Origin of the sequence: Corynebacterium sp. HMSC056E09, from assembly GCF_001813425.1 — a bacterium.
In the GTDB taxonomy this organism is placed as follows: Bacteria; Actinomycetota; Actinomycetes; order Mycobacteriales; family Mycobacteriaceae; genus Corynebacterium; species Corynebacterium hesseae.
Genome location: NZ_KV812511.1, coordinates 140,352 through 164,598, shown reverse-complemented (window position 1 = coordinate 164,598; position 24,247 = coordinate 140,352). Strand labels below are relative to the sequence as shown.

The following is a 24,247-nucleotide window of genomic DNA, read 5'->3' as shown; positions in this document are numbered from 1 at the left end:
CCAAGCAGTGCTTAGCGGTGGTTGCGATACCAACCGATCAGAGCATCGGTCGAGCCGTCGCCGGATGCGGCCTCCTCCTTGCCGGAGACTGCCGGTGCCAGGTCATTGGCCTGCTGCTTGCCCAGCTCCACGCCCCACTGGTCGAAGGAGTTGATGTCCCAAATGATGCCCTGGGTGAAGACGATGTGTTCGTAGAGTGCGATGAGCGCGCCGAGGGCCTGCGGGGTGAGCTCCTCCGCCAGGATCGTGGTGGACGGGCGGTTGCCCGGCATTACCTTGTGCGGGACCACAGCCGGGTCCACGCCCTCGGCGGCAATCTCTTCCGCCGTCTTACCAAAAGCCAGCACCTTGGTCTGTGCGAAGAAGTTACCCATGAGCAGGTCATGCATCGAACCGGTGCCGTCCGCGGTAGGGAAGTCCTCCTTCGGGCGGGCAAAGCCGATGAAGTCCGCCGGGATGAGGCGGGTGCCCTGGTGCATGAGCTGGAAGAAGGCGTGCTGGCCATTGGTGCCCGGCTCGCCCCAGTAAATCTCACCGGTGCCGGTGGTGACAGCGGTGCCGTCGCGGCGCACGGACTTGCCGTTGGACTCCATAGTCAGCTGCTGCAGGTAGGCCGGGAAGCGTCCGAGGTCCTCGGAGTAAGGCAGCACCGCGTGGGTCTGCGCGCCAAAGAAGTTGGAGTACCAAACGCCGAGCAGGCCCATGAGCACCGGCACGTTCTGCTCCAGAGGCGCAGTGCGGAAGTGCTCGTCCATGGCGTGGAAGCCCTCGAGGAAACGCATGAAGTCCAGCGGGCCGATGGTGCACATGAGCGACAGACCGATAGCGGAATCAACGGAGTAGCGGCCGCCCACCCAGTTCCAGAAGCCAAACATGTTCTGGGGGTCGATGCCGAACTCCGCGACCTTCTCCGCGTTGGTGGAAACGGCAACGAAGTGCTTGGCGACGGCCGACTCATCACCATCAAACTGCTCAATCAGCCAGCGGCGTGCGGCGTGAGCGTTGGCCAGGGTTTCCTGGGTGGTGAAGGTCTTGGAGGCCACGATGAAGAGGGTGGAGCCGGCGTCGAGGCCGTCGAGAGTCGCGGCGAGGTCCGCCGGGTCGACGTTAGAAACGAACTCCGCGCTGATACCCGCTACCTCGTAGGAACGCAGCGCCTTGGCAGCCATCGCGGGGCCCAAGTCGGAACCGCCGATGCCGATGTTGACGACCTTCTTGATGGTGTGGCCCGTATGCCCCAGCCACGCACCGGAGCGCAGCGCAGTGGCGAAGTCACGCATGCGGCCCAGAACCTCGTGGACGTCGGCAGCAACGTCTTGGCCGTCGACGCTCAAGTCCTTCTCCACAGGCAGGCGCAGCGCGGTGTGCAGCACAGCACGGTCCTCGGTGTTGTTGAGGTGCTCGCCGGTGAACATGGCGTCGCGGCGGCCCTCGACGTCCGCGGCGCGGGCAAGATCCACCAAAGCGGTGACGACTTCCTCATCGATGAGGTTCTTCGACAGGTCCACGTGCAGGCCCGCAGCATCGAAAGAAAAGTCTGCGGCGCGGGAAGCGGAGTTGGCAAAAAGCTCACGCAGGTTGAGGTCCTTCTTGCTCTCAAAAAGCGAGGTGAGCGCGGCCCACTGCGGCTGAGCGGTGATGTCCATTGCAAAAGCCTTTCTGGCAGGTAGCAGACATGAAACTTACTGTGTCCACCGTAGTCCAGAAATCTCTTCGGTGCCGAGACAGAAGGCTGCGCTGGGTTGAGCTAGGCGTAAAGCTTGAGGCCGAATTGCTTCATTGTGTTTGCGATCTCCATGGCGCCCGTCTCGGAGCCGGAGTAATCGTAATAGTCGCCAAAGGACACGACTCCTGCTGCATATAGTTTGCCGTCGATGGAGGCGTAGACAGGACCACCGCTATCACCGGTATCGCTGTAGCTGCCGAAGGTGAAAAGCCCTTGAGCACCGAATCGGTCGATGAAAGGGTCGCAGGCAATGCCTGCTGTGGAACCGGCAAAGCACAACGTGGGCTTCTTTCGCGTGATTTCTTCCAGGCTCATCCATCCGGCTAAAGGCGCATTGAGCGCCGGTGAGGTAGATACTTCGGCGTCGGGGTTGGACACTTCGATCAGCGCAATGTCGGCCGAGTTGATGCTATCTGTGTTGGTGTTGCTGGCCTTCATTACCATCTGGCCTATCTCTACCTCGCTGCCGGAGCGATCTTCATAGTAGAAGCTGTCGCCCTTGTCCCCGCAGTGTCCGGCGGTAAGGATAAAGAGGCGCTGCCCATCGCCGGCGAAATGACCGGTAGAGCACCGGCCATCATTCGTGCGGTTATAGATAGCCGCACCCGGCGTCAATACTCCCACGTCCATGTAGTAGTCGGCTTTTAGTGCGTTGTACAAGTTATTGCGGGGCTCAAGCAGCTCTGCATGGGGGATTTCAGTGGAGTTAACCCAGAGCGCATCGCCGTCGAGGACCTCTTCGGAGCCTTGCATTGTTCCGGATGCTCCGGAACCTTGTCTGCGTTCGGAGTCGCTGACGGAGGGATGGTCGAGTGGAGTAGCGGAATTTGAGGTCTCAGGTGAAGAAAAGCTGCCGCAGGCGGTCAACACTAAGGCAGTGGCAACTGCGGTGAGAACTACAGCGGAGCGAGAGTACACATGCATGCTGAGAGCCTAAAACACCGCTACTTCAGGTGCGCGTGCGTTGGGGATTAGTCCGAGTTGGTGCTAGATTAGCCGAGCTTGCCGCGCCCCAACCGCAGCAGGGCAGAGGCAATCGCGGGGCCCTCCTCGCCAAGCTCGTCGCGGAACTCATTGAGGATGGCAATTTCGCGGGTGTGTACCAAACGGGTACCGCCCGAGCTCATGCGCGTCTTACCAATCGTGCGGGAAATATCGGTGCGGCGCTTAATAGCGTCGAGGATCACGCGGTCGAGGCGGTTGATCTCCTCGCGGTAGCGTTGGATTTCAGCATCGCTGAGCGGGTCATCCGTGCCCGAGGGCATGCGGATGTCGAGGCCGTTGTCCACGACGTTGGGGTCTTGGTGCTCGGGGGTTAAGCCCGAATCTGCGGTGTCAGGATGTGAAGCGCTCATGAGTGAAGATTGTGCCACCACGTTAAGACAAACGGGAATCGCGTGCCGTGACGTCGGTATTCGTCGATAAGAAGCGGCGTGGACGGCAATGTCCGGTGGTGCTAGTAGGTTGGAGAGCATTATGAACAACACTTCTCCGTTTAGGCCTCGTTCTTCGTCTGATCCTTCCGCCGACACCTCCGCCGGTGGCCTGTTTCCCGCGTCCGGGCACAACGCGGATGCCCCTTCCAGCCAGGGAAATGATCTTCTGCTGGAAGGTTTAAACCCGCAACAGGAGGAGGCCGTGACACATTCGGGCTCGCCGTTGCTCATTGTGGCCGGCGCGGGCTCGGGAAAGACCGCGGTGTTGACCCGTCGCATTGCCTATCTCATGCGCGAGCGTGGGGTAGCGCCGTGGCAGATCCTCGCCATTACCTTTACCAACAAGGCAGCCGCGGAGATGAAGGAGCGCGTCGGCCAGCTTGTCGGCCCCGTGGCGGAGCGGATGTGGGTGTCAACCTTCCACTCCATCTGCGTGCGCATCCTGCGCAACAATGCTCAGCTGGTGCCGGGGTTGAACACGAACTTCACCATTTATGACGGCGATGATGCGCGCCGGCTGCTCACCATGATTGCCAAAGACATGCAGCTGGACCTGAAGAAGTACTCTGCGCGTGTTTTGGCTAACCAGATCTCGAACCGCAAGAATGAGCTCATTTCCCCGGAGCGGGCCCGGGCGGAGGCAGAGCGGACGAAGAATCCTTTTGAGCTCACTGTGGCGAGCGTGTACGAGGAGTATCAGCGCCGCCTGCGCGCCGCGAACGCGGTGGATTTCGACGACCTCATCGGGGAAGTGGTGCGCATCTTTAACCAGCACCCACAGGTGGTGGAGTTTTATCGCCGCCGCTTTAAGCATGTGCTTATCGACGAATACCAGGACACCAACCACGCGCAGTACGCGCTCGTTTCGGCCTTGGTGGGCAGGGGCGAGCTGCCGCCGGATGCCCCGGAACTTTGTGTGGTGGGTGATTCTGATCAGTCGATCTATGCCTTCCGCGGAGCCACCATCAGGAATATCCAGGAGTTCGAGCGGGACTACCCGCAAGCGCACACGATTCTGCTTGAACAAAACTACCGTTCGACCCAGACCATCCTGAACGCGGCGAATGCGGTGATTGCGAAGAATGAGGGCCGCCGCGAGAAGAATCTGTGGACCGCCCACGGCGAAGGCGACAAGATCGTCGGGTATGTGGCGGATAACGAGCACGACGAGGCGCGGTATATCGCCTCGGAAATTGATTCCCTGGCGGATAAAGGCACGGCGTATTCCGATATTGCGGTGATGTACCGCACCAATAACGCCTCCCGCGCGTTGGAAGATATCTTCGTGCGCTCGGGTATCCCGTACAAGGTGGTTGGCGGCACGCGCTTCTACGAGCGCCGCGAGATCCGGGACATGGTGGCTTACCTGCGCATTATGGATAATCCGGATGACACGGTGAGCTTGCGCCGCATCATCAACGTGCCAAAACGCGCCATCGGTGACAAGGCGCAGGCGCAAATCGCTCTACATGCGGAGAACCTTGGCGTTAGTTTTGGGGCGGCTCTCCGTGATGCGGCCGAAGGAAAGGTCGCAGGCCTTGGCACGCGGGCGGTCAATGCCGTCACCAAATTCAACGAGATGATGGACGGCGTGCGCGCACAGATTCCGGGCATGGTCAATGAGGTGACGGGCCAGCCGGATTTGGGGGAGCTGCTCAACGCGCTTTTGGACGCCACCGGCTACCGCGCGGAGCTGGAAAACTCCAATGACCCGCAGGATGGGGCACGCCTAGACAACCTCAACGAGTTGGTATCGGTGGCCCGCGAGTTCAGCTCTGAAGCCGCCAATGAAATGGCCTTTATGGGCGCGGACGCAGAGGCAGCCCCGGAGCTTTCGGAAGGCGAAGCCGCGCCGGGCTCGCTTCAAGCGTTCCTCGAAAAGGTTTCGCTCGTGGCTGATGCGGACCAGATTCCAGATCATGAGTCCGGGGTAGTAACGTTGATGACCCTGCACACCGCGAAGGGCCTTGAGTTTCCCGTCGTTTTCCTCACCGGTTGGGAGGATGGCCAATTCCCGCACATGCGCTCCCTGGGAGACCCGAAGGAGCTCAGTGAGGAGCGCCGCCTTGCCTACGTGGGCATTACGCGTGCTAGGGAACAGCTCTACCTCACGCGTGCGATTCTCCGCTCGTCTTGGGGCAACCCGGTGACGAACCCGGCCAGCCGCTTCCTCGCCGAGGTCCCTGAGGACCTCATCGACTGGCGCCGTGAAGAACCGGACAGCTCGCTGTCCAGTGCGTGGGGCGGAGATGATTCCTACCAATACGGGCGAACCTTCGGCTCAGATAGCGGGTTCTTCCGTTCCCGTGGCGGCGGCTATGGCTCGCGGAGCGCTGCGTCTTCCCCTTCGCAGCGCTCGCGCAAGCCAGCTTCGGCGACATCAATGCCGAAGAATAACCATCTCAATTTAGTTGTGGGGGACCGTGTCAACCACGCAAAATACGGGCTAGGCACGGTCATCGAAGCCTCCGGTACCGGCGCGCGGGCGACAGTCACCGTGGACTTCGGCTCAGCAGGCAAGGTCCGCCTCATGCTCATCGGTGGTGTGCCGATGGAAAAGCTCTAAGGCTTTAGATGTGGATGCCGCGCTCGCTGAACCACTCCACCGGGTCAACGGCTGCGCCGCCGCCCGGGTGAACCTCGAAGTGCAGGTGCGGGCCGGTGGAGTGGCCCTCGTTGCCGATGACGGAGATTTGGTCGCCGGCCTCGACGCGGTCGCCGACGTCGACCAGCAGCTGGTCGCTGGGCATGTGGCCGTAGACGGTGATGGTGCCGTCGTCGTGCTGGATGCGGATCCAGTTGCCGAAGCCCTGGGCTGCGCCGGAGGAGATGACCTCTCCATCCATGACGGCGTAGATGGGCGTACCGATTGGGTTCGCCACGTCGATGCCATTGTGGAAGGAACCCCAACGCGGTCCGAAGCCGGAGGTGAAGGTTCCGGAGGTCGGAAAGACCACGGTGTTACCGTTTGCGTCCTGGCTGCGGGTAGGGGTGAGGCCGGAGTGATCGCCTTGCGGCGCGAAGGCTTCAGCGAGTCCGGGAATGCTGGAGGGGTCGAGGACGATATCGAGGCCGTCCTGCGTGGAGTTGATCTCTGGAGTGGATGCCCCGTTGAGGGCCCCGGCCGTCGAAACGAGCAGCCCGGAGAATGCTTTGAAGAGGTCGGCCTTGGAGTCTTCCTTGACTTCGACGTCGTCGGCAGTCGGGCCCTGGCTGGACCCGTCGGAGACATCCACGCTTGCTGCCGGTTCGGCAGCGAACGCTGGGGCCGTCACGGTGGCGGTGGTGACCGCCATGGCGGCGAGTGCGCTGAGCGTGCGCTTCATTACTTCACGTCCTTAAGTCCTGCGGTGGCTCGCTTCCGCCGTCGTAGCCGGCGGAAAGCCTGTGAGCGATAGGATGCGGCCATATCAGCCGCGTTGTGCCTCGAAGTCTGCGACACGCCGGTGCGGTTTCGGCCGTGTGCTGAGCTTCCGTGGCAACGAGATACAAACTATCCCGTGCTATCACCCTGCGCAATGCGCAAAAATGCAGGTAAATACAGGAATTGTTCGAAAAACTATCGAACAGCCCAGCGTGTTACGTGTGTGAAAGAAGTGAAAATTGTTACAGGGGTAAAGTGAAGGTTTAAAGAATGGGGGTAGGGGTTGGGGGTGTGAAAAGAGTTGTTCCCCGGCCGAAGGCTCGGTCGGGGAACGGTGGGCCACGAAGGCTAGGTCAACGAACGCGACTCGCTGCGATCCCGTGCGGTGAGCGGGGCTGTCTTATCGCTGCGATTGACCGCGGCCGCTATAGCGGCGGCTATGAGCGGCACAACAAGCACGGCGAGGAACTGCCACCAATCCGGGGTGAAGTAGTCCTGCGGGCGCAGGCCATGTGGGGGTTCAGAGAAGGTGAAGGCGGACCTATCAGTGAAGAGGAACGTGCCAAGGTGTCCCGCGATCACTCCGAAGAGCATGCTTGCGGTGGCCACTATCCAGGTTTGCCACGCGGCTACCTTGGACATCAGCGAGGGGTGCGCGCCAATCGACTGCAGCACGGTGCTTTCATGGCGCATGGTGTTAGCCGCATTGGCGATGATGAGCGCGAGCACGATGAGGCAGATGATTCCCATTCCTAGGCCGAGGTAGTAGCGGAAGCTCTCGGGGGAGGAGACACCGAACTCCAGTGAGTATCGCGACTGCGAAGCGCTCGCTGTTAGGTCTCGCAGCTCCTCTCGCTCTGCTTCGCTCGGCGCCTCATCCAACGCCAGGGCCTGGCCTACGTAGAAGGGCTTCATGTTCAGCTTTTGAGCGGCCTGCTGGCTAATCAGGACCACGTCACGATCCACGGTAGGCAAGGCCTCAACAACTGGCAGATCGGCGTTGTGGGCTCCGCTTGGCTCTTGACTGTCGACGCGGTTATACGTCTTTACGGTTACCGTGCCGTGTGTCTTGTCCCCGACGTGGCTGCTGTGGGGGAGCACGATGCCGCCGGCCTCCAATGTTTGTGCCGCCGCACGTCGATCCTCTTCCGAGTCGAACTGCCACAGCTCGAGCTGCGAGGAATCAGCTTGGATCATCCTGCTTTGATAGATCAACGGGCTATAAGGGAAGGTCGTCATCAACTCGTGCGCGCACTCTTGGCGGGCCTCCTCGGACTCATCGGTGCGCCGCCCTTGGTTGTCCACGAAGACTGCCCTCTCAACCGGTTTGCTGAGATCGACCTGTGAGCACTGGTAGTCAAATTCGGTGCTGAGCTCATAGAATTCACCATCGTCAGGAAGGCTAAAAGACGTGGTCCACGAGGGGAAAGCATAGAAGGAGTGTGTGCGAGCACCGGTAGCCTGCTGGATGGCCTTTACCGCTGCGCGTTCTTCCGGCGTAGAAGCCTGCGTAGGTTGGTCAAACGTCGTCTCCTCAATCAGCGCTGTGGTCTCCGGCATAACAAGCGCTTCTTCGGCTACGCTCTTTGCGCTATCGGTCATGACGCCTACACCAAACAGGGAGGCTGTGAAGGAGACCGATACGAGAGCGATGGACGTCGGCAAGGCATGCATGCTGCGCCGGGTAAGGCCGCGCCCGGCAAGGCGCAATGCGAGTGGGCCTCGGCGAGACAACAGGGAGCACAGGAAGACCAAGGCCGGGGCAGACGCGGCAACCGCGATGACTCCGAAGAGAGCCAGCACCGTGGGGATGTACTCTCCCCAGGGAGTGAAGCTGAATAGTACGAGCAGAAGAAGGAATGCAGGGCCGATGGCCATCCACTTCCTAAAGCGCAGCAGGCGGTCGGGAGAGGCTCCCTGGATTGCAGCGGAGAGGGCACCACGTTGTGCCAACCATGCGGGAACGATGGAGACAATGACACAGCCTGCCACCGCCACGAGCCACGCGAGAGCAATCGCTAGGAAGGGCAGGCGTGCAGCAAAGTCCGGATAGCGGGCTGTCCACCACACCCACGAGACCGTGAGGCCAACGATCCCACCGATGGTGGCGCCGATTAGTCCCATCAGCAGGCCATAGGCCATCACTGCGAACATGATGTGGCGTGGTAATGCACCCTGGCTCGACATCAGCGCGTACAGGCGCGTATTGCGTCCGGTAGCCAGCGTGAAGACGGGCGCGAGAAGGAAAAGGATGAGCAATCCGGCGATGGCGTAGAGGCCGAAGAAGAAAAGCACGAAAAGAATGCTGCTCAGGATTCCACCAAAGGAATCCGACTCAGAATCGGGTCGGTCCGTATCTCGCAGCTCCGGTGCCCAGATTTCCAGCCCAGCTTCATGGGCGCGGTCGGCGTCCTCTTTGGTCAGCGGCGTGTCACCCACGATGACCCAGGAGGTGCGTATCTGAAAGGACGGGTCGCTGAGAGCGTCATTGAGGGTGGGGGAGGTGACAAAGTCATAGTTTTCGGGAGCAATGGCCGCGACTGTGGCTTGGCGATCGCCGCTGAGGGCGTTGGTGCGCACGGTGATGACGTCTCCGACGGAGGCGTCGATCTTGCGTGCGGTCGAACGCGACAGAACTGCCTGGTTGGGGCCAAGGTTGAATTTATCGACGGCCTCCTGTGCCGGTTCCGGCGGATTCTCTGTGTCGAACTGATCTACCCAGGAGTTGGTTGACTTCCCATTATGGATAAGTGACGTGCTAGAAAAAGTGGTGACCGGGCTGACGCTGAGGCCTTTTGGCAGCACCTGGGCGGCCAGGCGGGGAACGTCTTCGTTGGCAATGTCCTGACGCTCGTTGCTCACCTGAAGGGACCGATCGGGCGAGCTCAAGGCTGCGGAGAGCCGTCCGGAGGAATTATCAAAGAGCGCAATTCCGATGACTAGGGCCACCGGCAAGGCAATGAGCATCACGGCGGCCAGAGTGCGCCATGGATGAAGCTTGAGATCACGCCTCGTCGGGCGGGTAGCGGCATTAATGCCGGACATATTAGCGCACCTCCTCGCCGGTGAGGCGCCCGTCGCGAACCATAACGACGCGGTCGGCCCAGCCCGCGAAACGCGGCTCGTGGGTGACCAGAATGCCGGAAGCACCGGCGTCGATACGCGCGCGTAGAACCTTCATGATCTCCTCGCCCGTCGAGGTATCCAAGGCACCGGTGGGCTCATCCGCGAGCAGAACTTTGCGCGGTCCAATGAGCGCGCGGGCAATCGCCACGCGCTGGGCCTGACCACCGGAGATTTCCTCGGGGAAGCGGTCAATGGTGCCGTCGAGGCCGACCTCGCTCAGCGCTTCCTCTGCTGCCTCACGGCACTGCGCAGGCGATAGGCCATCGAGTTCAAGGGGAAGGGAAACGTTTTCACCAACGGTCAGGGAAGAAACCAGGTTGAAGTGCTGAAACACGAGGCCCAAGTGGCGGCGTCGGGCAATTGCGGCCTTGGCTTTGGAGAGCTGGGAGGCATCGGCGCCGTCGAGAAGCACGCGTCCCGATGTCGGCGGTTGCAACAGTCCTGCGACGTTGAGCAGGGTGGATTTGCCGGAGCCGGAGGGGCCCATGACGGCTACCAACTCGCCCGGTTGTAGCTGCAGGTTGACGGAATCCAGCGCGGTGACCTGGCGAGCGCCGCTGCCGAAGATACAGGTGATGTTTTCGAGTTCGAGCGGGAAAGGAATGTGCTGGGTGGTGGGCACGGAGTCGGGGGTCATCGCGGTTCCTCCTCGGCGGCGGTGGGGGTGGTCGGGTTGGTCAGAGATTCCACGCGGTCGAGCCAACGTGAGAGAGATTCCAAGTCGAAGATTTGGCGCTCCACGGCCAAGCGCTGGGCGCTGCGCTCCGCAGGCAATTCCGAGGCTCGGCGGTTGAGTTCGCGGAGCTGGCGAACGGTGGCGAAACGCTGGGCGTCAAGGACGGCGATAACGTCGACGTCGGAGCGCCGAGCGGCAAGGGACACTTTGAGCACGAGCTCATCGCGTTCGATGGCGTCACTGTGCAAGGTGGACTTCCACCATTGCGAGAGCTCTGCGCGCCCGTCAGGGGTGATGGCGTAGCTGGTGGCGCGGCGCCCGGTGGGGCCGGTGAGCTCGCCGTCGGTGGCGATGAGCCCATCGCGCTCTAAGCGGCTTAGGGTTTGGGCTACTTGGCCCATGTTGAGCGGCCAGAGGTTGTCGAAGGTCTCCGCAAAGCGGGTCTTGATGTGGCTGGCTGTGGAAGGTTGATCACTGAGCAGCGCAAGAACGGAGTGTTTGACGGACATGGTCACCTCCTGCGCGGAGGACAAGGGGAGGATTAGTTAGGTGCATACCCGGTAAGTTACCGGGTAACTATCGGCTTGGCAAGAGGTTCCGGAACGGAGAGTGGTGTTTACCCCCGCCCGGTGTCCCGCGAGGTGGCGCGCGACCCTACGCGCCTGACCATCGGTGAGTGGGGTGAAATACGCAAAAGACGGCATAGAGCAGATTCGCTCTATGCCGCCTACGTGGTGTTGGAAGGTTTGGTCGCGTGAGTTTTAAGCGACGTCGATGCCGCGCTCTGCGAGCCACGGAACCGGGTCCACGGCACCTTCACCGGTGGGGTGAATTTCGAAGTGCAGGTGGGAGCCAGTAGAGAAGCCGAGAGAACCCATGCCGGCGATCTTCTGGCCAGCGTGGACGCGCTCGCCAACAGCGACGTCAAGGGTCTGCATGTGGCCGTAAACGCTCATGGAGCCGTCATCGTGCTTGATGCGGATCCACTGGCCGTAGCCGGAAGCCGGGCCGGAATCGATGACGGTTCCATCCATAACGGAAAGGATCGGGGTGCCCACGGCATTAGCGATGTCGATGCCGGAGTGGAAGGAGCCCCAGCGGGGGCCGAAGCCCGAGGTGAAGGTACCTTCTGCCGGGCGGGCTACGGAAGGCGCGCGGTTTGCCTCATCGGCGGCGGCGCGGGCATCAGCGGCCTGAATGGCCTTATCCAGCTGCGTGGACAGGTCAGCGACCGGCTTGGTTTCCGCGATGGAGAGGATCTGCGGTGCTGCGTCCTCGACGGCGGCCTGTGCGTCCTTGAGCGGATCGGTGTCTGCCTGCAAGGTGTAATCGATGGACTGCGCCTTGGTCTCGCCGGTGCCGGCGGATTGAATGGTGCCAGCTGCGGCACCGCCAACGCCTGCGGTAGATACGGCACCAGCTGCGATGGTCATAACCGCCAGGCGTCCCTTTGTGGTCTGCGAGGTGGTGATTTTGCGGTGGCGACCTGCGCTTCGCTGAGTCTTGCTTCGCATGAACTCTTCTTCCGTCTTAATTCACTATCGTCCAACCAAAATAATCGTTACGTCTAAATCTGGTTGGTTATCCGATTGTGACCTTCCTGTTACCAACGAGATGTAACAGTAGCGTCTCGACGGATGCAGAGCAACCCGGATTGCAGTTTTTCTTCTGAATATGCCGAAAGATTTCTATGTCATGATACGACAGCTGTTTCCTGTGAATGAAGTGAAGCTATGGTCAGGGAACCGGGCAGTCAGCGCAGAGGACGCAAGTAAAGGAGTCCCGCAGAGTTGTTGATTCGGGGGAGTATCGGATCAATCGGATCGGATATCGACGCGCCACCCCCGGTGGGGGAGGTGCTCGTGGCAAAGTGGACGCCGATGAATAAGAACACGAGCCCCCAGTCCAGGACGTCAGCTCGCCCCCGCGCGCATGTGCGTGGACGCGGCGATGGCGCTGAGCGCTCTGAGCGAGGCTACCGGCGAGACCGCCGGGCTCCTGCTGAGCGCATCAAGGGAATTGAATCGGATAAGGCTCGCGCTCGTCGCGCGCAGGCCCCGACGACGTTGCGCGGGCGAATTCGCCGCATGCTTATCGTCGTCGGCATCCCGCACCTCGTCGTGGTTCTGGGCATACTCGTGGTCGCTATCGCCGCGCTCCTCCTCACTAGCTCCCCCTTCGCGTGGCTGAACACCATCGTGGGGGAGGCGTGGATGGTGTTTAACCTGGCTCCAATCCGCGCTGGCGGGATTGATATCGGTGTCCTACCTGTTCTTCCTGCCGCCTTCTTGGCCTGGCTGGTAGGCCGCCGCGTTCGAGCGGCGGTCAAGGACAAGGTGAGGATTAATGACTTGCTTGTCCTGAGCTGCTGCGTGCTGGCAGTGCCGGTGGTTCTGACCATTATTGCGTGGTTGATGCTCTGGGATGCCGGAAAGGTTTACGACGTCTCTCCGCCGGAGTTGTATCGCGTTGTGCCCCGCATGCTCCTTCTGCATGCCGCTGCTCTCATTGGAGGCATGGGCCCGCGCTTGTGGAAGGCCTTGGCTAAGCGCAGCGGAGTTCCCCGCGTATTCGTCGACGCCGCCCAAATCGGCCTGAGCTACCTTGGCTACCTTGGCGCCGCAGGGCTGGTTCTCGTTGTGATTATGTGGGGGTGTGGCTGGTCGCGCCAGGCTGAGATGCTCGCTAGCTATCCGGTTCTCACAGCGATGGGGACCGTGGGGCTTTTCCTGCTAAGTATTCTGTACCTCCCGAATGCCGCAGTTGCTGCGGGGGCGGTGCTGAGCGGCTCGGAACTGCACATTGGTGAAGGTACTAGCGTGAGTCTGTTCAGCGGCCACGTAGTTCCACTTCCGCCGCTGCCGTTGGCCGCAGCCGTTCCTCCTTCCATCAGCTCGTGGTTCGCGGTTCTCTTGGTTGTTCCAGTACTCGCTGCGGTGGCGGCGTTTTATCGTCGCCGAGCGCTGGTGTCTTTCCACGTAGCGCTTGTTGCAACCATCACTGTTGCCGTGTCCTCTCTCGTGGCGTACTACGCCGTGTCCGGCGCGCTAGGCGTGTACGGCTACACCGGGCCGGAGCTGTGGACAGCGGTGGGGCTGAGCTCCCTGTGGTGCCTCGTCGTGGGGTGTGCCTTTGCGACGTCTCAGGCGGTGTCCGCATCGCGTGCTCGCCGCGCTACCGCCCCGGCTGCTGAGGCAGAAGCCCCCGCGGCTGCCGAGGAGACGACGACAGACTCCACCGACACTGCTCAGCCGGAGCAGGATTCTGCAGTGCTTGGCGACGCCACCGCTGCCGAAGCGGAAGAAGCAGAGACTGACGCGGAGGAATCCAACCCCGACGAAGAAAGCGAAGCCGAGGCCGACGCTGAGGACGAAATAGAGGACGAGCAAGAGGGCCAGACTAAGGAGCAAGCTGAGGCGCCAGCTGAGGAACAGGTCGAAAGCCAGACTGAAACCGACGTAGTTGACGCAGAAGTCGTGGACGTAGAAAGTGCCGAAACCGAGGCTGAAACCGATGAGACCGCTGAAGCCACGGGGAAGCTCGACACAGACGCAGAGGAACACCAAGAAGCTGAAGGCCCCACAAAAGAGTAAAAATTCCGCGGTTCACGGCGGTAGCGGCTAGGCTGTAGCGCGTGACTACACCGCATCAGCCCGCTGCTATTGCCCACCTCAACGTTGTTGTTCTGGTTTCCGGAACTGGCTCGCTATTGCAGGCCATCGTCGATGGCCAGGATGAGCATTACAGCGTCGTGAAAGTCATCGCGGACGTGCCTTGCCGGGGCATTGAGCGCGCGAGGGCGGCGGGAATTGCCACCGAAGTCGTAGAGATGGGCGCTGACCGTGCCGAATGGAACCAACGTCTGGTTGCCGCAGTGGATGCTGCGCAGCCAGACGTTGTTGTTTCTGCAGGCTTTATGAAGATCTTGGGCAAAGATTTCCTGGATCGCTTTGAAGGTCGCACCATTAATACCCATCCAGCGCTTTTGCCTGCCTTCAAAGGCGCGCATGGCGTACGCGATGCGCTGGCTTATGGTGCCAAGGTCACAGGCTCGACCGTCCATTTCGTTGATGCCGGCGTCGATACCGGCTCCATCATTGCCCAGGAACCCGTCCGGATTCTGGCAGAGGATGATGAGGCCAGCTTGCACGAGCGCATCAAAGTGGTCGAAAGAGAACTTATCGTTAGCGTTCTCCGCGCGGCGCGCGTGGAGGGCGAAGCACTCAGCATTCAGCTCTAATTAATTCATTACCGCAAGGAAGGCTTAAGTCCCCGTACCATGAGCGAAGATCGTAAGAACATCAAGCGCGCGCTGATTAGCGTTTATGACAAGACCGGTCTAGAAGACCTCGCCCGGTCCCTCGATAACGCTGGCGTGGAGATTGTTTCCACCGGTTCCACCGCGAAAAAGATCGCAGACTTGGGCATTGACGTCACGCCCGTCGAGAAGCTCACCGGCTTTCCAGAGTGCCTTGAGGGCCGTGTGAAGACGCTGCACCCCCGCGTGCATGCGGGAATCCTGGCGGATACCCGCAAGGACGATCACCTCAAGCAGCTTGAGGAGCTGGAGGTAGAGCCCTTCCAACTCGTCGTGGTGAACCTGTATCCCTTCCGTGAGACGGTGGCCTCCGGAGCCGACTTTGATGGCTGTGTCGAGCAGATCGATATCGGCGGCCCGTCCATGGTGCGCGCGGCCGCCAAGAACCACCCCTCCGTTGCTGTGGTTGTAGACCCTGCGCGCTATGGCGAGGTCGCAGACGCCGTGGTCAACGGTGGCTTCACGCTGGAACAGCGCCGCGGCCTAGCCCGCGATGCCTTCCTGCATACCGCTGATTACGACGCCGCGGTGTCTGCGTGGTTCGTCGATCAGCTCAGCGAGGGCGAGGAGACCACCCCGCTGCGCTACGGCGAGAACTCGCACCAGTCCGCGACCGTGACCCGCATCGGTGCCAAGGGACTGGCCAATGCGACGCAGTTCAACGGCAAGGAAATGAGCTACAACAACTACCAGGATGCTGACGCCGCGTGGCGCGCCGCCTGGGATCATGAGCGCCCGTGCGTGGCAATCATCAAGCATGCCAACCCGTGTGGCATCGCGGTGTCTGACGAGTCCATCGCGGCTGCTCACCGCGCGGCCCATGCCTGCGACCCGATGTCCGCATTCGGCGGCGTCATCGCTGTGAACCGCGAGGTCACCGTGGAGATGGCGGAGCAGGTCAAGGAGATCTTCACCGAGGTCATCGTGGCCCCGTCCTACGAGGAGGGCGCCATCGAGGTTCTTAAGGCCAAGAAGAACCTCCGTGTGCTGCAAGCTGAGTACGAGGCTCCGCAGGTGGAGCGCAAGTACATTTCCGGCGGTGTGCTCACCCAAGAGCCGGATACCTACCAGGCGGAGGGCGATAACCCGGCCAACTGGACGCTGGCTGCGGGCGAGGCCCTGAACGAATCCGATCTAGCGCAGCTCGAGTTTGCTTGGCGCGCCGTGCGTGCGGTGAAGTCCAACGCCATCCTGTTGGCTAAGGATAATGCCACCGTGGGCGTGGGCATGGGCCAGGTCAATCGCGTCGACTCCGCCAAGCTCGCGGTTGAGCGCGCCAACACGCTGGCCGACGGCACCAACCGCACCGAAGGTTCCTTCGCTGCATCGGACGCCTTCTTCCCGTTTGCGGATGGTCTCGAGGTTCTCCTCGATGCCGGTGTCAAGGCCGTGGTTCAGCCGGGTGGTTCCATTCGCGATGAAGAAGTCATCGAGGCCGCTAAGAAGGCTGGCGTGACCATGTACCTCACCGGAACCCGCCACTTCTTCCACTAGAGCCTGAACCAAAGCGTTCCAGCAAACTTCAACTGCCCTAGCTGACGAATCTAGCCGCGTAATTCGACGCGGAAGCGCAAGATTTGGCGGCTAGGGCAGTTATGATCTCAGTTTCTTAAGCGCCCGTGATGGTCATAGGCGTGGTCGCAAGCGCGGCCGTCGAGGTTGGCTCGGAGCTTGTACCAGTCTGCTCCGTATTGGATGATTCGCGGCCCCAGATAAACCACGCGCCGACGCCAAGGACGACAGCCAGGATGAGGAGCAAAGCAATCAGCGCCGCGATGGCGCCGCTGAAGCGCCCTGTGCCTTTCGGCGGGGTAGGAGCGGCATAAGAGTTGGGCTGGGGTGGATTTGGGGGTGTTGGCGCGCCACCACTGAACGGCTGCGGGGCGGGGCTAGCGGGGTGCCCACCGAACGGGGGAGTGCTTCCGAATCCGCCGCTCGGACCATTTGTGCCGCCGGGATGGCCCGGGCGGCCAAACCCGGGAGCAGGTGAACCGAAGCCGGAGGAACCGGAGTCGCGTGGAGGGGTGCCCGAAGGACCAGTAGGAAATGACATGGCGGGAGATCAGCAACCTTTCCGTGCACAGGAAGTTAGAGCATCGAGATACCTCTAACAATCTAAACCCTTAAGCACCGTCCGTGGGGACTTCAATGGAAGCTCGTGGGAATACTCCCCAGTGGGGCAGGAAGCGCTGGCAGCACAGCAGAGCACACACTGTGCAAAGCGCGAGTAAAGACGTAAACGCTGCGCAGAGAATTGTGACTGTGCAAAGATAGGACAGATAGAAAACGCCTATTGGCAATTGCAAACGTCACGATCTACGGAGGCTTCGGTGACTGATTCAGATCGCAATCATGGATTCGGCGCGCATCCCCAGCAGGGAAACGGCAGCCAGCCACAGCCTTCTCATCAAGAAACCCACCCGGAAACCGCGGATTTTGAAGCCCCGCCAACACAACAGCGCCCAGTACAGCCCCAGCAATACCCCCAAAACATGGGAAATAATCCGGGCTACTCGCAATCGGGTGAGCACAACTACTCAAATCCTTTTGCTCCCTCCGGATCCCAGGGCCAGTATCCTCAGCAGCAGCAATTCCCCACGCAACAGTTCCCGCCCCAGGCGGCGCCGCAGGACGGATTTGGCCAGTACGATCAGCAGCCGGCTGCCTATGCGAATTCCTATGCACAGGACGATGCCGGAAACCATGGTTCCTCTAATTCCGGAAAGCTTGTGCTCATCGGCGTGCTGATCTTGGCAGTAATCCTCGTTATTGCCGCGTTGGCCTACCTCATTTTCTTTAAACACGCTGACTCAGGATCCCAGGCTGAATCGCCCCAGGCGCCAGCCCAACTCACCGAGCAGAATGAGGGTCCACAAGACAGCACTTCAGCTGCGGAGGAACCTGAGAAGACCTCAGAGCAGTCCACGACGACCTCCAAGGCGCAGAAGCGCCCCGAGCACCCTGACCTGCCCGCGGGCGCTATCCCGGCGAACGACGCCGCGCGTAACAACGAGCCCGGCGGCAACTTCAACAGTGTCTATCGCGGCACTGAGGTGACGACGGAGCCGTTCGCCAACTCCGTGCGCGATGAATACGTCAAACACTACGTCGATACCCACGAGTTTGACGCCACGATTAGGGCTTTTAGCCCGAAGACCAAGCTGTTCTACACCATGGATTGTTCCGATAACGGCGAGTATGTGACCTGCACTGGCGGCAATAATGCGGTTGTATACATCCTCTAATGTGTAAGCGAGTATCGATGAAATTCGGAACACGACCAAGCCGCACGCATGAACACCCGCGACGCCGGCCGGCGGCACTGGCAGCGCTGGTGGGGATCGCGGTGGCGTCGCTCAGCGCCTGCACCATTGGGGACGTCTCTCAGCCGGAACCAAGTGCTCCAGCAAGCAGCCCGCAGCCTTCCCTTCCTGATTCTGGATCCGGCTCGTCCGCAAGTCCTGCCCCTGATTCCATCCTCGACAAGGAACCATCCGTGATTAAGGCCACCGACCTTCAGGAAGCCGTCGACGCCATCGCCGCCGACAACCCAGGAACCGGAATCGCGGTGGCTGGGTCACAGACCGTCGCGGCTGCCGGCATCACCGACCCGCGGCCCGCATGGTCCACGGCGAAAGTCCCCCTGGCCATCGCCGCCGAACGCGCCGGGGTAGCGGATCCGGACGCTGTGTCTCGAGCAATTACTTTTTCCGATAACGCTGCGGCAGATTCTCTCTGGGAAGCCCTCGGCGGGGGAGCGCAGGCGGCACAGGCTACCCAGGAAATCATCGGAACCGCCACCGTTCCCGCCACGCCACCGCGCCCCGGGTTTAGCGCCTTCGGCCAAACTCAGTGGCCGGTGTCCGAGCAAGCAAAATTCGTCGCCGCGCTGGGATGCCAGGAAGGCGCAGATCCCATCCTCGCGGCCATGGGTGACGTTGATCCGGCACAGCAGTATGGCCTTCGCACCCTCGACGGGGCGGTGGTGAAGGGCGGCTGGGGGCCTGCCGAGGACGGTTCCTATGAGGCCCGTCAGATGGGGCTTATCACGCTAGGTGGACACACGGTGGCGGTGGCAATTTTTGCCGCAGCACCATCCGGTGATTACGGCGAAGCCCAGCAGATGCTCACCCGACTAGCCAGGCAATTAGAAACCGCTCAGGTGGAGTGGCCGGACGCGGGATGCCAGCAGGGAGCTGTCTAAAAGCCCTAGTGCGGTTCCTAGTGAGGCCAGTAGTCCTCGAATTTTCCGGCCTCCCCGTCGATGTCATAGTCCGTACCCCGGATGTTGAGCACGGAGCCGGTGTCATCCCCGCTGGTGGGATCGAGGATTGTGGCGCTAAAGGAGCTTCCCTCACCGCGCGCCGGACCAAAGGCAGCACCGCTGGACCAGACTCCGCGGTAGAAAAGGGAGTCCTGCTTTTCGCAGACCACAATGTGCGAATCGGGATCCGAGCCATGGGCAGCGAAAACCATGCTCTCGCCTTGCTGGCAGCGTGCCTCTGGGTAGTCGGACCATCCGGCCGCGGTGAGTCCTTCGGGGACATCGGCAGCATCAGGATTGAGAGAAGTCTTCGGCGCCTGCTCATTTGCAGTTTCCTCGTCGTCAGCTGTTCCTTCTTCTGCGGCCGTCTCCTCCGGCGCAGCCCGGCCTACGCGGGTGGGTTCCTGCTCCGTTGCGCTGCCGGCTTCGGGGCTTGCCTGGCTGGTGGAACGGACATCATTCCAAATCACGATTCCGGCAATCAGCAGTGCGATAAGGATCGCAATGGCGCAGATGATCGGAACGAGGTTGCGTTGCTCTGACTGGGGCCGTTGAGTCTGGCCCGACGCCGGCGTAGGGGGCTTATGCGCGTAATGGTTAGTGCCAAATCCTGGGGTGCTCATAGGGTCCTTGGAAAACAGTAGAGAACTACAGGTAGCATATCTGGCTCCGCACAACCAGACGGAACTGCGGGGTAGCACCCTCCATTTGGGGGCGATGGGACATGGCAACCTCAAGCCTTGCTATGCATATGGTGCAATGGGGCGGTGACTAATTCCTACTTCGTGCAATGGCTTACCCAGCAAAAGCGGTATACCACCGTGTACCTGCTGGGCGAGGGCGGCATGGGGCAGGTTTTTCATGCAACCGATCCGGACCTGTCCCGTGAGCTCGCGGTTAAAGTGCTGCTGGATGATGTTCGGGATGAGGCCTCTCGAGCCCGTTTCCACAACGAAATGAAGGCTCTCACCAGGATCGGTAGCCACCCGGGGGTGGTTCAGTTCTATTCCAAGGAGTCGACGCCGCGCGGGGATGACGTGATGGTCATGGCGTTCATTGACGGTGGAACCTTGGCGCAGGCGATCCGGGAACGAGCCAACAAGGGGAGGGGATTTACGGTCGCCGAGGTGGCGTACTACCTCAAACCGATTGCCGCGGCGCTGGACTATATGCACCACGAGCTGCACCCCGGGTGGGTGCATCGGGACATCAAGCCCGCCAATATCTTGCTGCGCAAAAACCCGGGCAGCCTGCCGCCGGCTGTGCTGAGTGACTTCGGGATCAGTATCGAGGAAGGCCAGTCGCGCCTGACCAAGGTCGGTCACATCGTGGGTACCGAAAAGTATTTGGCCCCAGAGAATAACGGCCATGCTTATGGTGATGATGACATGTCGGCGCGCGCGGACGATTACTCGCTGGCGCTTATCGCTTTCGAGATGCTCACGCTTCACCACCTCAAGGACACGATGCCGCGCAGCGAGTGGGAAGGACAGCGCCGTATCCCGGATCTGTCCAGCGATGCCTTCGCCGTATTCCTTGCAGAAGACACTGCTCGCGTTGCCTCGGAGCTACAGACCGTGCTGAACAAGGCGCTCAACAGCGTGCCCATGCAGCGCTATGCGCGGGCCCAGGATTTCATCGCCGCGCTTGACGACGTCTCCCGTTCCCGCCCCTCCCAGCCCGCTTCCGGCCCTACTTCCTCTGCCCCGCGTAGCGCCCCAGCCCTGCGCGGCGCCCCAGCCCCGCAGCCTTCGTCGCAACCAGAGCAGCCGCGGAATGAACGAAGCACTGCGCGGACGGGACAGTTTGGCCAACAGGGGCAATCACCCCAGCGTTGGCCGGAGCCCTCCGCCTCCTTTGGGTCCATGGATCGGGCAAGGCCAACTGGCTTCGTCGCTCCCTCTAATCCGATCGCGTCTTCGGGAACCGTGTCACCCTCCACACCAGTTACCCCGGCGATGCCAGGGTCTACGGTGCAACGACGGTCTACTCCTCAACGGGCAACCCGCAAGCCGGCCGCGAAGGATAATTCGAATGCCCTCATCATCACGGTCACCGTCGTGGTCATCATCCTTATTTTCATAGTGACGTGGGCTATCGTGGCCTAGCCCCAGCTGAATTGGGCTGTGGCTTAGCACGCCGAGACATAGTGAGAGCCGCTACACTGAAGGGCACTGTTTGAAGGCGCCTCGCCGACATACCCGGCGAAGAGCGCGAGTTGTCCAGCCCTACGGAGGTGTCTATGAGCCAGCAACAACCACGCCCGCCGCAGAACGCACCGCGGGGGCCCAGGCTGCGCATCGATGACCTGATCGGCGGCGTGAAGGTTATTTCCCCGGGTGAGGAAGTCATCGTCGGCCGCGCCGGTGACTTCCGGGTGGGTGAGGAGGACCTCAGCCTGCACCGCCAGCTCTTCCAGCTGTGGTATGGCGGCCAGGGGTGGATGATCTGCAACGTGGGCAGTCACATCCCGCTGCGCATAGAGCTACGTGGGGTCAAAGGATTTTCGCGCATTGACCTCGGCCCCCGCTCGGTCGCGGCGGTACCCCCAGGGCCATCGAGGGTTACCTTTGAGACGCCAGAATGCCCCTACGAGCTGTATATCGACGTAGAAAACAGCAACTATTCGCGCCGTACCAAGCGCGAGCAGGACGTTGATGAAGAGCGCACACGCACCCGTCACGTGCCCAATGATGAGCAAGAAGAGCTGCTGCGCCAGCTAGCCAGCTACCTCAAGAAGCCGGGCTCCACCGACGCCGATATCCCCTCGGTGCGCGACATTGCTGAGGCGCTGGGGTGGACCGAAAAGAAGACGAACCACAAGATGGATCGCCTCGTCGATAACCTCCGCGCTGACGGCGAAAAGGCCTACAAGCCTTATAAGACCTTCTTGGCGCACTACGCCATTCGACACGGCCGCTAGCGGGCCGACCTCTTGCGGTCCGCGGCGGCCGCGGCGGCGGAAGAAATAGAGTCGTTGCGGTTCTTGAGCAGCTCCAGGGTGGTCGCCTCGGCGTCGTCGGGAGGGGTGGCGCCGAGGACTGCTAGGGCGGCGTCGGCAAGCATGGCGGACTGCTCCGGCACGCGCTGCGAGGCATCAAACGGTGCGTTGCCATCATTGGGGCGCATTTCAATGACGGAGAGCGCGATGTGGAAGGGGAGCTCGATGCGCGGATCGTCCTCGCCCACAATTCCTGCGGCGGCAGTACGGAAGTGATCCTTGAGGCGGTCGCGCTGCTCGTGATATTCACCGAATTCGGGGGAATTAGCCACCGGCAGCTGATAAAGGCGGCCGACGTTCCACGCCGAGGTCAAAAGCAGGCGAGATTCGGCTGCTACCAGTGACCACAGGCGCTGCGCCGGCGCGGCATCGGAGGCCGCAAGCTCATCCGCCAGCTCCAGCGAGGGTTCGATGGTGGAATTCAGCAGAGTGAGGAAGATATCCGTCTTCGAAGGAAAGTGATAGTACAGCGAAGCCTGACGGATGCCGACGGCATCAGCAATTTGGTGCGTGGAAGTTGTAGCAAAACCCTGGGTGGTAAAAAGCTCGGATGAGGCATCCAGGATTTCTTCGCGCGCGGTATTACCCCGGCGGCGTGGGCTATTCTTCCGTGGCCTGCCAACGCTACCTGCCATGAGGCGGACTCCCTTCGATAATGTTCAAGCAATAACTGACGGCAAATCAGTAATCGTACACTCCGCCGCAAACGGCGATTGCTAAAGCTCAGCTTTCACTACTGCCAACCACATTACCGTGCCGAATCATGATGGATTCAAAGGCAGCGGAGACTGTGCGGCACGCCGATCCATAGGCGGTGCGGTCCAGTGGAGGCAGATCCCCGAGCACGACACTGTGCTGGACGACGCCCTCGTACCACCGCCCCAACTCCAGCGCGATGCCCGTGCCCCAAGCGAGACTCAGGCCCTCCGCCTCCGCGGTGGTGAGCTGCTCACGCTCCACGCCGATGGCAAGACGGTCTTGGGTGGGGCGGGGCGCTGGTGCTGCCCAACGCGCGATGGCAGAAATGGGCGCCAGCAAAGAAAAACGAATTGACACATCGGCTAAACGATCGGGAAGCCCATCCACGAGCTTGAGCGGTGCTGGGCGCTGTGACACAGCCTCGGCGTAGAGCTCCTCCTCGCCGCCAGACCCCAGTGGGCGGCCAGCATCGGCACGGGTTGATGCGCAATCCTGTACCGCGCCGCAGGTCAAACCGGCCTCGGTGATGACCTTCGCTAGCTGTTCGTCAGTGCCTAACCACGTGATGGGTAGTGAGGGGAGGAGGTCGCCGCGGGCAGCGGCGCCGGTGAGGCGAACCGGGCTGGCGAGGCCTGGAGAACGGATGATGTCCGTGACCACGCGAGAAAACCACGCAGCGAGTTCCACACCGTCTCCCCGGTGGGCAGTTGCGTTGCGCACCAAATCCTGCGCTTCTTCTAGCAAGCCGCGTGCATGGGCGGGGGACTGGCAGTGGGTAGCGAGTTCGCTGAGGTCTGTGAGTGATTCGTGCAGTGGCATAAAGGCTTAAGTTCCCTTTCCATCAGGGGCGTTCTAACCCTTCAATGTAGCACTCGGGGGTGCCAGCTCTGGCTAAGACAGGTGCGGTGCACGATCCCCAAGAGGACAGCGGAAAACGAAAGCCGCCGCCTACCATGCCCCTTAAACGGGGAGGTAGGCGGCGGCTTAAAAGCTCTTTTGTCCTGTCCTAGTGAGTCACGAGTACAGCGGCAAAAGTGCGCTGTTGAAACCAGCTAGTGTTTAGCGGGACGTGAACGGCAGGAGAGCCATTTCGCGAGCGTTCTTGACGGCAGTAGCAACCTGGCGCTGCTGCTGCGGGGTCAGACCGGTGACGCGACGGGAGCGGATCTTGCCACGATCGGAGATGAACAGACGCAGGGTCTTGATCTCCTTGTAGTCAACCTTCTCAATGCCCTCGGCCTTGAGCGGGTTCTTCTTCGGGCGACGGGTCTGCTCCATACGGAACTTCTTGTGATTATTACGCTTGACAGCCATTGTATGGGTACCCCTTTACCAGCTGGACTTGCGAACGCCCGGCAGCTCACCACGGTGAGCCATGCCGCGCATACGGACACGGGACAGACCGAACTTGCGGAGGTAACCGCGCGGACGTCCATCGGCGGAGTCGCGGTTACGGACGCGGACGCGAGCAGCGTCGCGCGGCTGACGGTTCAGCTCGAACTGCGCCTCGAGGCGCTCTTCGTCCGGGGTGTTCGGGTTCTTGATGATTGCCTTGAGCTCAGCGCGACGCTCCGCGTAGCGGGCGACGATTTCCTTGCGCTGCTCGTTCTTGGCGATCTTTGACTTCTTAGCCATAA

General features: G+C 61.2%; 22 protein-coding genes. 8 read left to right on the top strand and 14 right to left on the bottom strand.

Features of this window, described 5'->3' with window-relative positions; all coding sequences use genetic code 11:
- Positions 1-11 precede the first annotated feature (11 nt).
- The 3 genes from pgi to HMPREF2912_RS09075 all read right to left on the bottom strand — a co-directional run bounded on the left by pgi (position 12) and on the right by HMPREF2912_RS09075 (position 3,081).
- Positions 12-1,646, bottom strand: coding sequence for a glucose-6-phosphate isomerase (gene pgi / locus HMPREF2912_RS09085; protein WP_070520639.1), 1,635 nt, complete (start codon positions 1,644-1,646; stop codon positions 12-14).
- Positions 1,647-1,747: 101 nt separating this feature from the next.
- Complete coding sequence (locus HMPREF2912_RS09080) at positions 1,748-2,650, bottom strand: chymotrypsin family serine protease (protein ID WP_070520642.1); 903 nt, start codon at positions 2,648-2,650, stop codon at positions 1,748-1,750.
- 68 nt (positions 2,651-2,718) lie between these two features.
- Complete coding sequence (locus HMPREF2912_RS09075; protein WP_070520647.1) at positions 2,719-3,081, bottom strand: chorismate mutase; 363 nt, start codon at positions 3,079-3,081, stop codon at positions 2,719-2,721.
- A gap of 121 nt (positions 3,082-3,202) precedes the next feature.
- Here HMPREF2912_RS09075 and pcrA point away from each other — a divergent pair, with 121 nt between their 5' ends.
- Positions 3,203-5,728: a DNA helicase PcrA gene (gene pcrA, locus HMPREF2912_RS09070; RefSeq protein ID WP_070520652.1), complete on the top strand. Its 2,526-nt coding sequence runs from the start codon at positions 3,203-3,205 to the stop codon at positions 5,726-5,728.
- A 4-nt stretch (positions 5,729-5,732) separates the two neighbouring features.
- Here pcrA and HMPREF2912_RS09065 read toward each other — a convergent pair whose 3' ends face one another.
- The 5 genes from HMPREF2912_RS09065 to HMPREF2912_RS09045 form a co-directional block, all read right to left on the bottom strand.
- A complete protein-coding gene (locus tag HMPREF2912_RS09065) occupies positions 5,733-6,488 on the bottom strand; it encodes a M23 family metallopeptidase (protein WP_070520656.1) in 756 nt (251 codons plus the stop codon).
- Between the two features lie 386 nt (positions 6,489-6,874).
- Positions 6,875-9,571 carry an FtsX-like permease family protein gene (locus HMPREF2912_RS09060; RefSeq protein ID WP_070597470.1) on the bottom strand — a complete coding sequence of 899 codons (2,697 nt, stop codon included), beginning with the start codon at positions 9,569-9,571 and terminating at the stop codon, positions 6,875-6,877.
- A 1-nt stretch (position 9,572) separates the two neighbouring features.
- Entirely contained in the window at positions 9,573-10,289 is a 717-nt protein-coding gene (locus HMPREF2912_RS09055) for an ABC transporter ATP-binding protein (RefSeq protein WP_070520666.1), read from the bottom strand.
- On the bottom strand, positions 10,286-10,837 hold the full coding sequence (locus HMPREF2912_RS09050; RefSeq protein WP_070520673.1) for a PadR family transcriptional regulator: 552 nt from the start codon (positions 10,835-10,837) through the stop codon (positions 10,286-10,288). The genes HMPREF2912_RS09055 and HMPREF2912_RS09050 overlap by 4 nt, the downstream gene beginning before the upstream one ends.
- A gap of 252 nt (positions 10,838-11,089) precedes the next feature.
- Entirely contained in the window at positions 11,090-11,842 is a 753-nt protein-coding gene (locus HMPREF2912_RS09045; protein ID WP_070683871.1) for a M23 family metallopeptidase, read from the bottom strand.
- Positions 11,843-12,208: 366 nt separating this feature from the next.
- Between HMPREF2912_RS09045 and HMPREF2912_RS09040 the strand changes: the two genes are divergently transcribed.
- From HMPREF2912_RS09040 to purH, 3 genes are read left to right on the top strand one after another with little or no spacing between them, the layout of a single operon-like run.
- Positions 12,209-13,921, top strand: coding sequence for a cell division protein PerM (locus tag HMPREF2912_RS09040; RefSeq protein WP_246816509.1), 1,713 nt, complete (start codon positions 12,209-12,211; stop codon positions 13,919-13,921).
- A 41-nt stretch (positions 13,922-13,962) separates the two neighbouring features.
- Complete coding sequence (gene purN, locus HMPREF2912_RS09035) at positions 13,963-14,568, top strand: phosphoribosylglycinamide formyltransferase (RefSeq protein WP_070520680.1); 606 nt, start codon at positions 13,963-13,965, stop codon at positions 14,566-14,568.
- Positions 14,569-14,607: 39 nt separating this feature from the next.
- Positions 14,608-16,140 (top strand): bifunctional phosphoribosylaminoimidazolecarboxamide formyltransferase/IMP cyclohydrolase, encoded by a 1,533-nt coding sequence (gene purH, locus HMPREF2912_RS09030; RefSeq protein WP_070520683.1) that lies wholly within the window; start codon positions 14,608-14,610, stop codon positions 16,138-16,140.
- Positions 16,141-16,255: 115 nt separating this feature from the next.
- Here purH and HMPREF2912_RS12730 read toward each other — a convergent pair whose 3' ends face one another.
- Positions 16,256-16,699 (bottom strand): hypothetical protein, encoded by a 444-nt coding sequence (locus tag HMPREF2912_RS12730; RefSeq protein ID WP_232755556.1) that lies wholly within the window; start codon positions 16,697-16,699, stop codon positions 16,256-16,258.
- Between the two features lie 277 nt (positions 16,700-16,976).
- Between HMPREF2912_RS12730 and HMPREF2912_RS09025 the strand changes: the two genes are divergently transcribed.
- Complete coding sequence (locus tag HMPREF2912_RS09025) at positions 16,977-17,891, top strand: hypothetical protein (protein WP_070520686.1); 915 nt, start codon at positions 16,977-16,979, stop codon at positions 17,889-17,891.
- Entirely contained in the window at positions 17,891-18,850 is a 960-nt protein-coding gene (locus HMPREF2912_RS09020) for a serine hydrolase (protein WP_230310895.1), read from the top strand. Before HMPREF2912_RS09025 ends, HMPREF2912_RS09020 begins: the two co-directional genes overlap by 1 nt.
- A gap of 17 nt (positions 18,851-18,867) precedes the next feature.
- On the opposite strand, the gene HMPREF2912_RS09015 is transcribed toward HMPREF2912_RS09020, so the two are convergent.
- A complete protein-coding gene (locus HMPREF2912_RS09015; protein WP_070520688.1) occupies positions 18,868-19,533 on the bottom strand; it encodes a hypothetical protein in 666 nt (221 codons plus the stop codon).
- A 144-nt stretch (positions 19,534-19,677) separates the two neighbouring features.
- Between HMPREF2912_RS09015 and HMPREF2912_RS09010 the strand changes: the two genes are divergently transcribed.
- The gene (locus HMPREF2912_RS09010) at positions 19,678-21,018 is read left to right on the top strand and encodes a serine/threonine protein kinase (protein WP_070597472.1); all 1,341 of its coding nucleotides are present in this window, start codon (positions 19,678-19,680) and stop codon (positions 21,016-21,018) included.
- A gap of 134 nt (positions 21,019-21,152) precedes the next feature.
- Positions 21,153-21,833 (top strand): DNA-binding response regulator, encoded by a 681-nt coding sequence (locus HMPREF2912_RS09005; RefSeq protein ID WP_118781208.1) that lies wholly within the window; start codon positions 21,153-21,155, stop codon positions 21,831-21,833.
- On the opposite strand, the gene HMPREF2912_RS09000 is transcribed toward HMPREF2912_RS09005, so the two are convergent.
- From HMPREF2912_RS09000 to rpsN, 4 genes are all read right to left on the bottom strand, one after another.
- The gene (locus HMPREF2912_RS09000) at positions 21,830-22,546 is read right to left on the bottom strand and encodes a TetR/AcrR family transcriptional regulator (protein WP_070597474.1); all 717 of its coding nucleotides are present in this window, start codon (positions 22,544-22,546) and stop codon (positions 21,830-21,832) included. The two genes, HMPREF2912_RS09005 and HMPREF2912_RS09000, sit on opposite strands and share 4 nt — an antisense overlap.
- Before the next feature lie 88 nt (positions 22,547-22,634).
- Positions 22,635-23,429 carry a hypothetical protein gene (locus HMPREF2912_RS08995; protein WP_070683868.1) on the bottom strand — a complete coding sequence of 265 codons (795 nt, stop codon included), beginning with the start codon at positions 23,427-23,429 and terminating at the stop codon, positions 22,635-22,637.
- Between the two features lie 240 nt (positions 23,430-23,669).
- On the bottom strand, positions 23,670-23,924 hold the full coding sequence (gene rpsR / locus HMPREF2912_RS08990; protein WP_010187626.1) for a 30S ribosomal protein S18: 255 nt from the start codon (positions 23,922-23,924) through the stop codon (positions 23,670-23,672).
- 15 nt (positions 23,925-23,939) lie between these two features.
- A complete protein-coding gene (rpsN, locus tag HMPREF2912_RS08985) occupies positions 23,940-24,245 on the bottom strand; it encodes a 30S ribosomal protein S14 (RefSeq protein ID WP_010187625.1) in 306 nt (101 codons plus the stop codon).
- Positions 24,246-24,247: the final 2 nt, after the last annotated feature.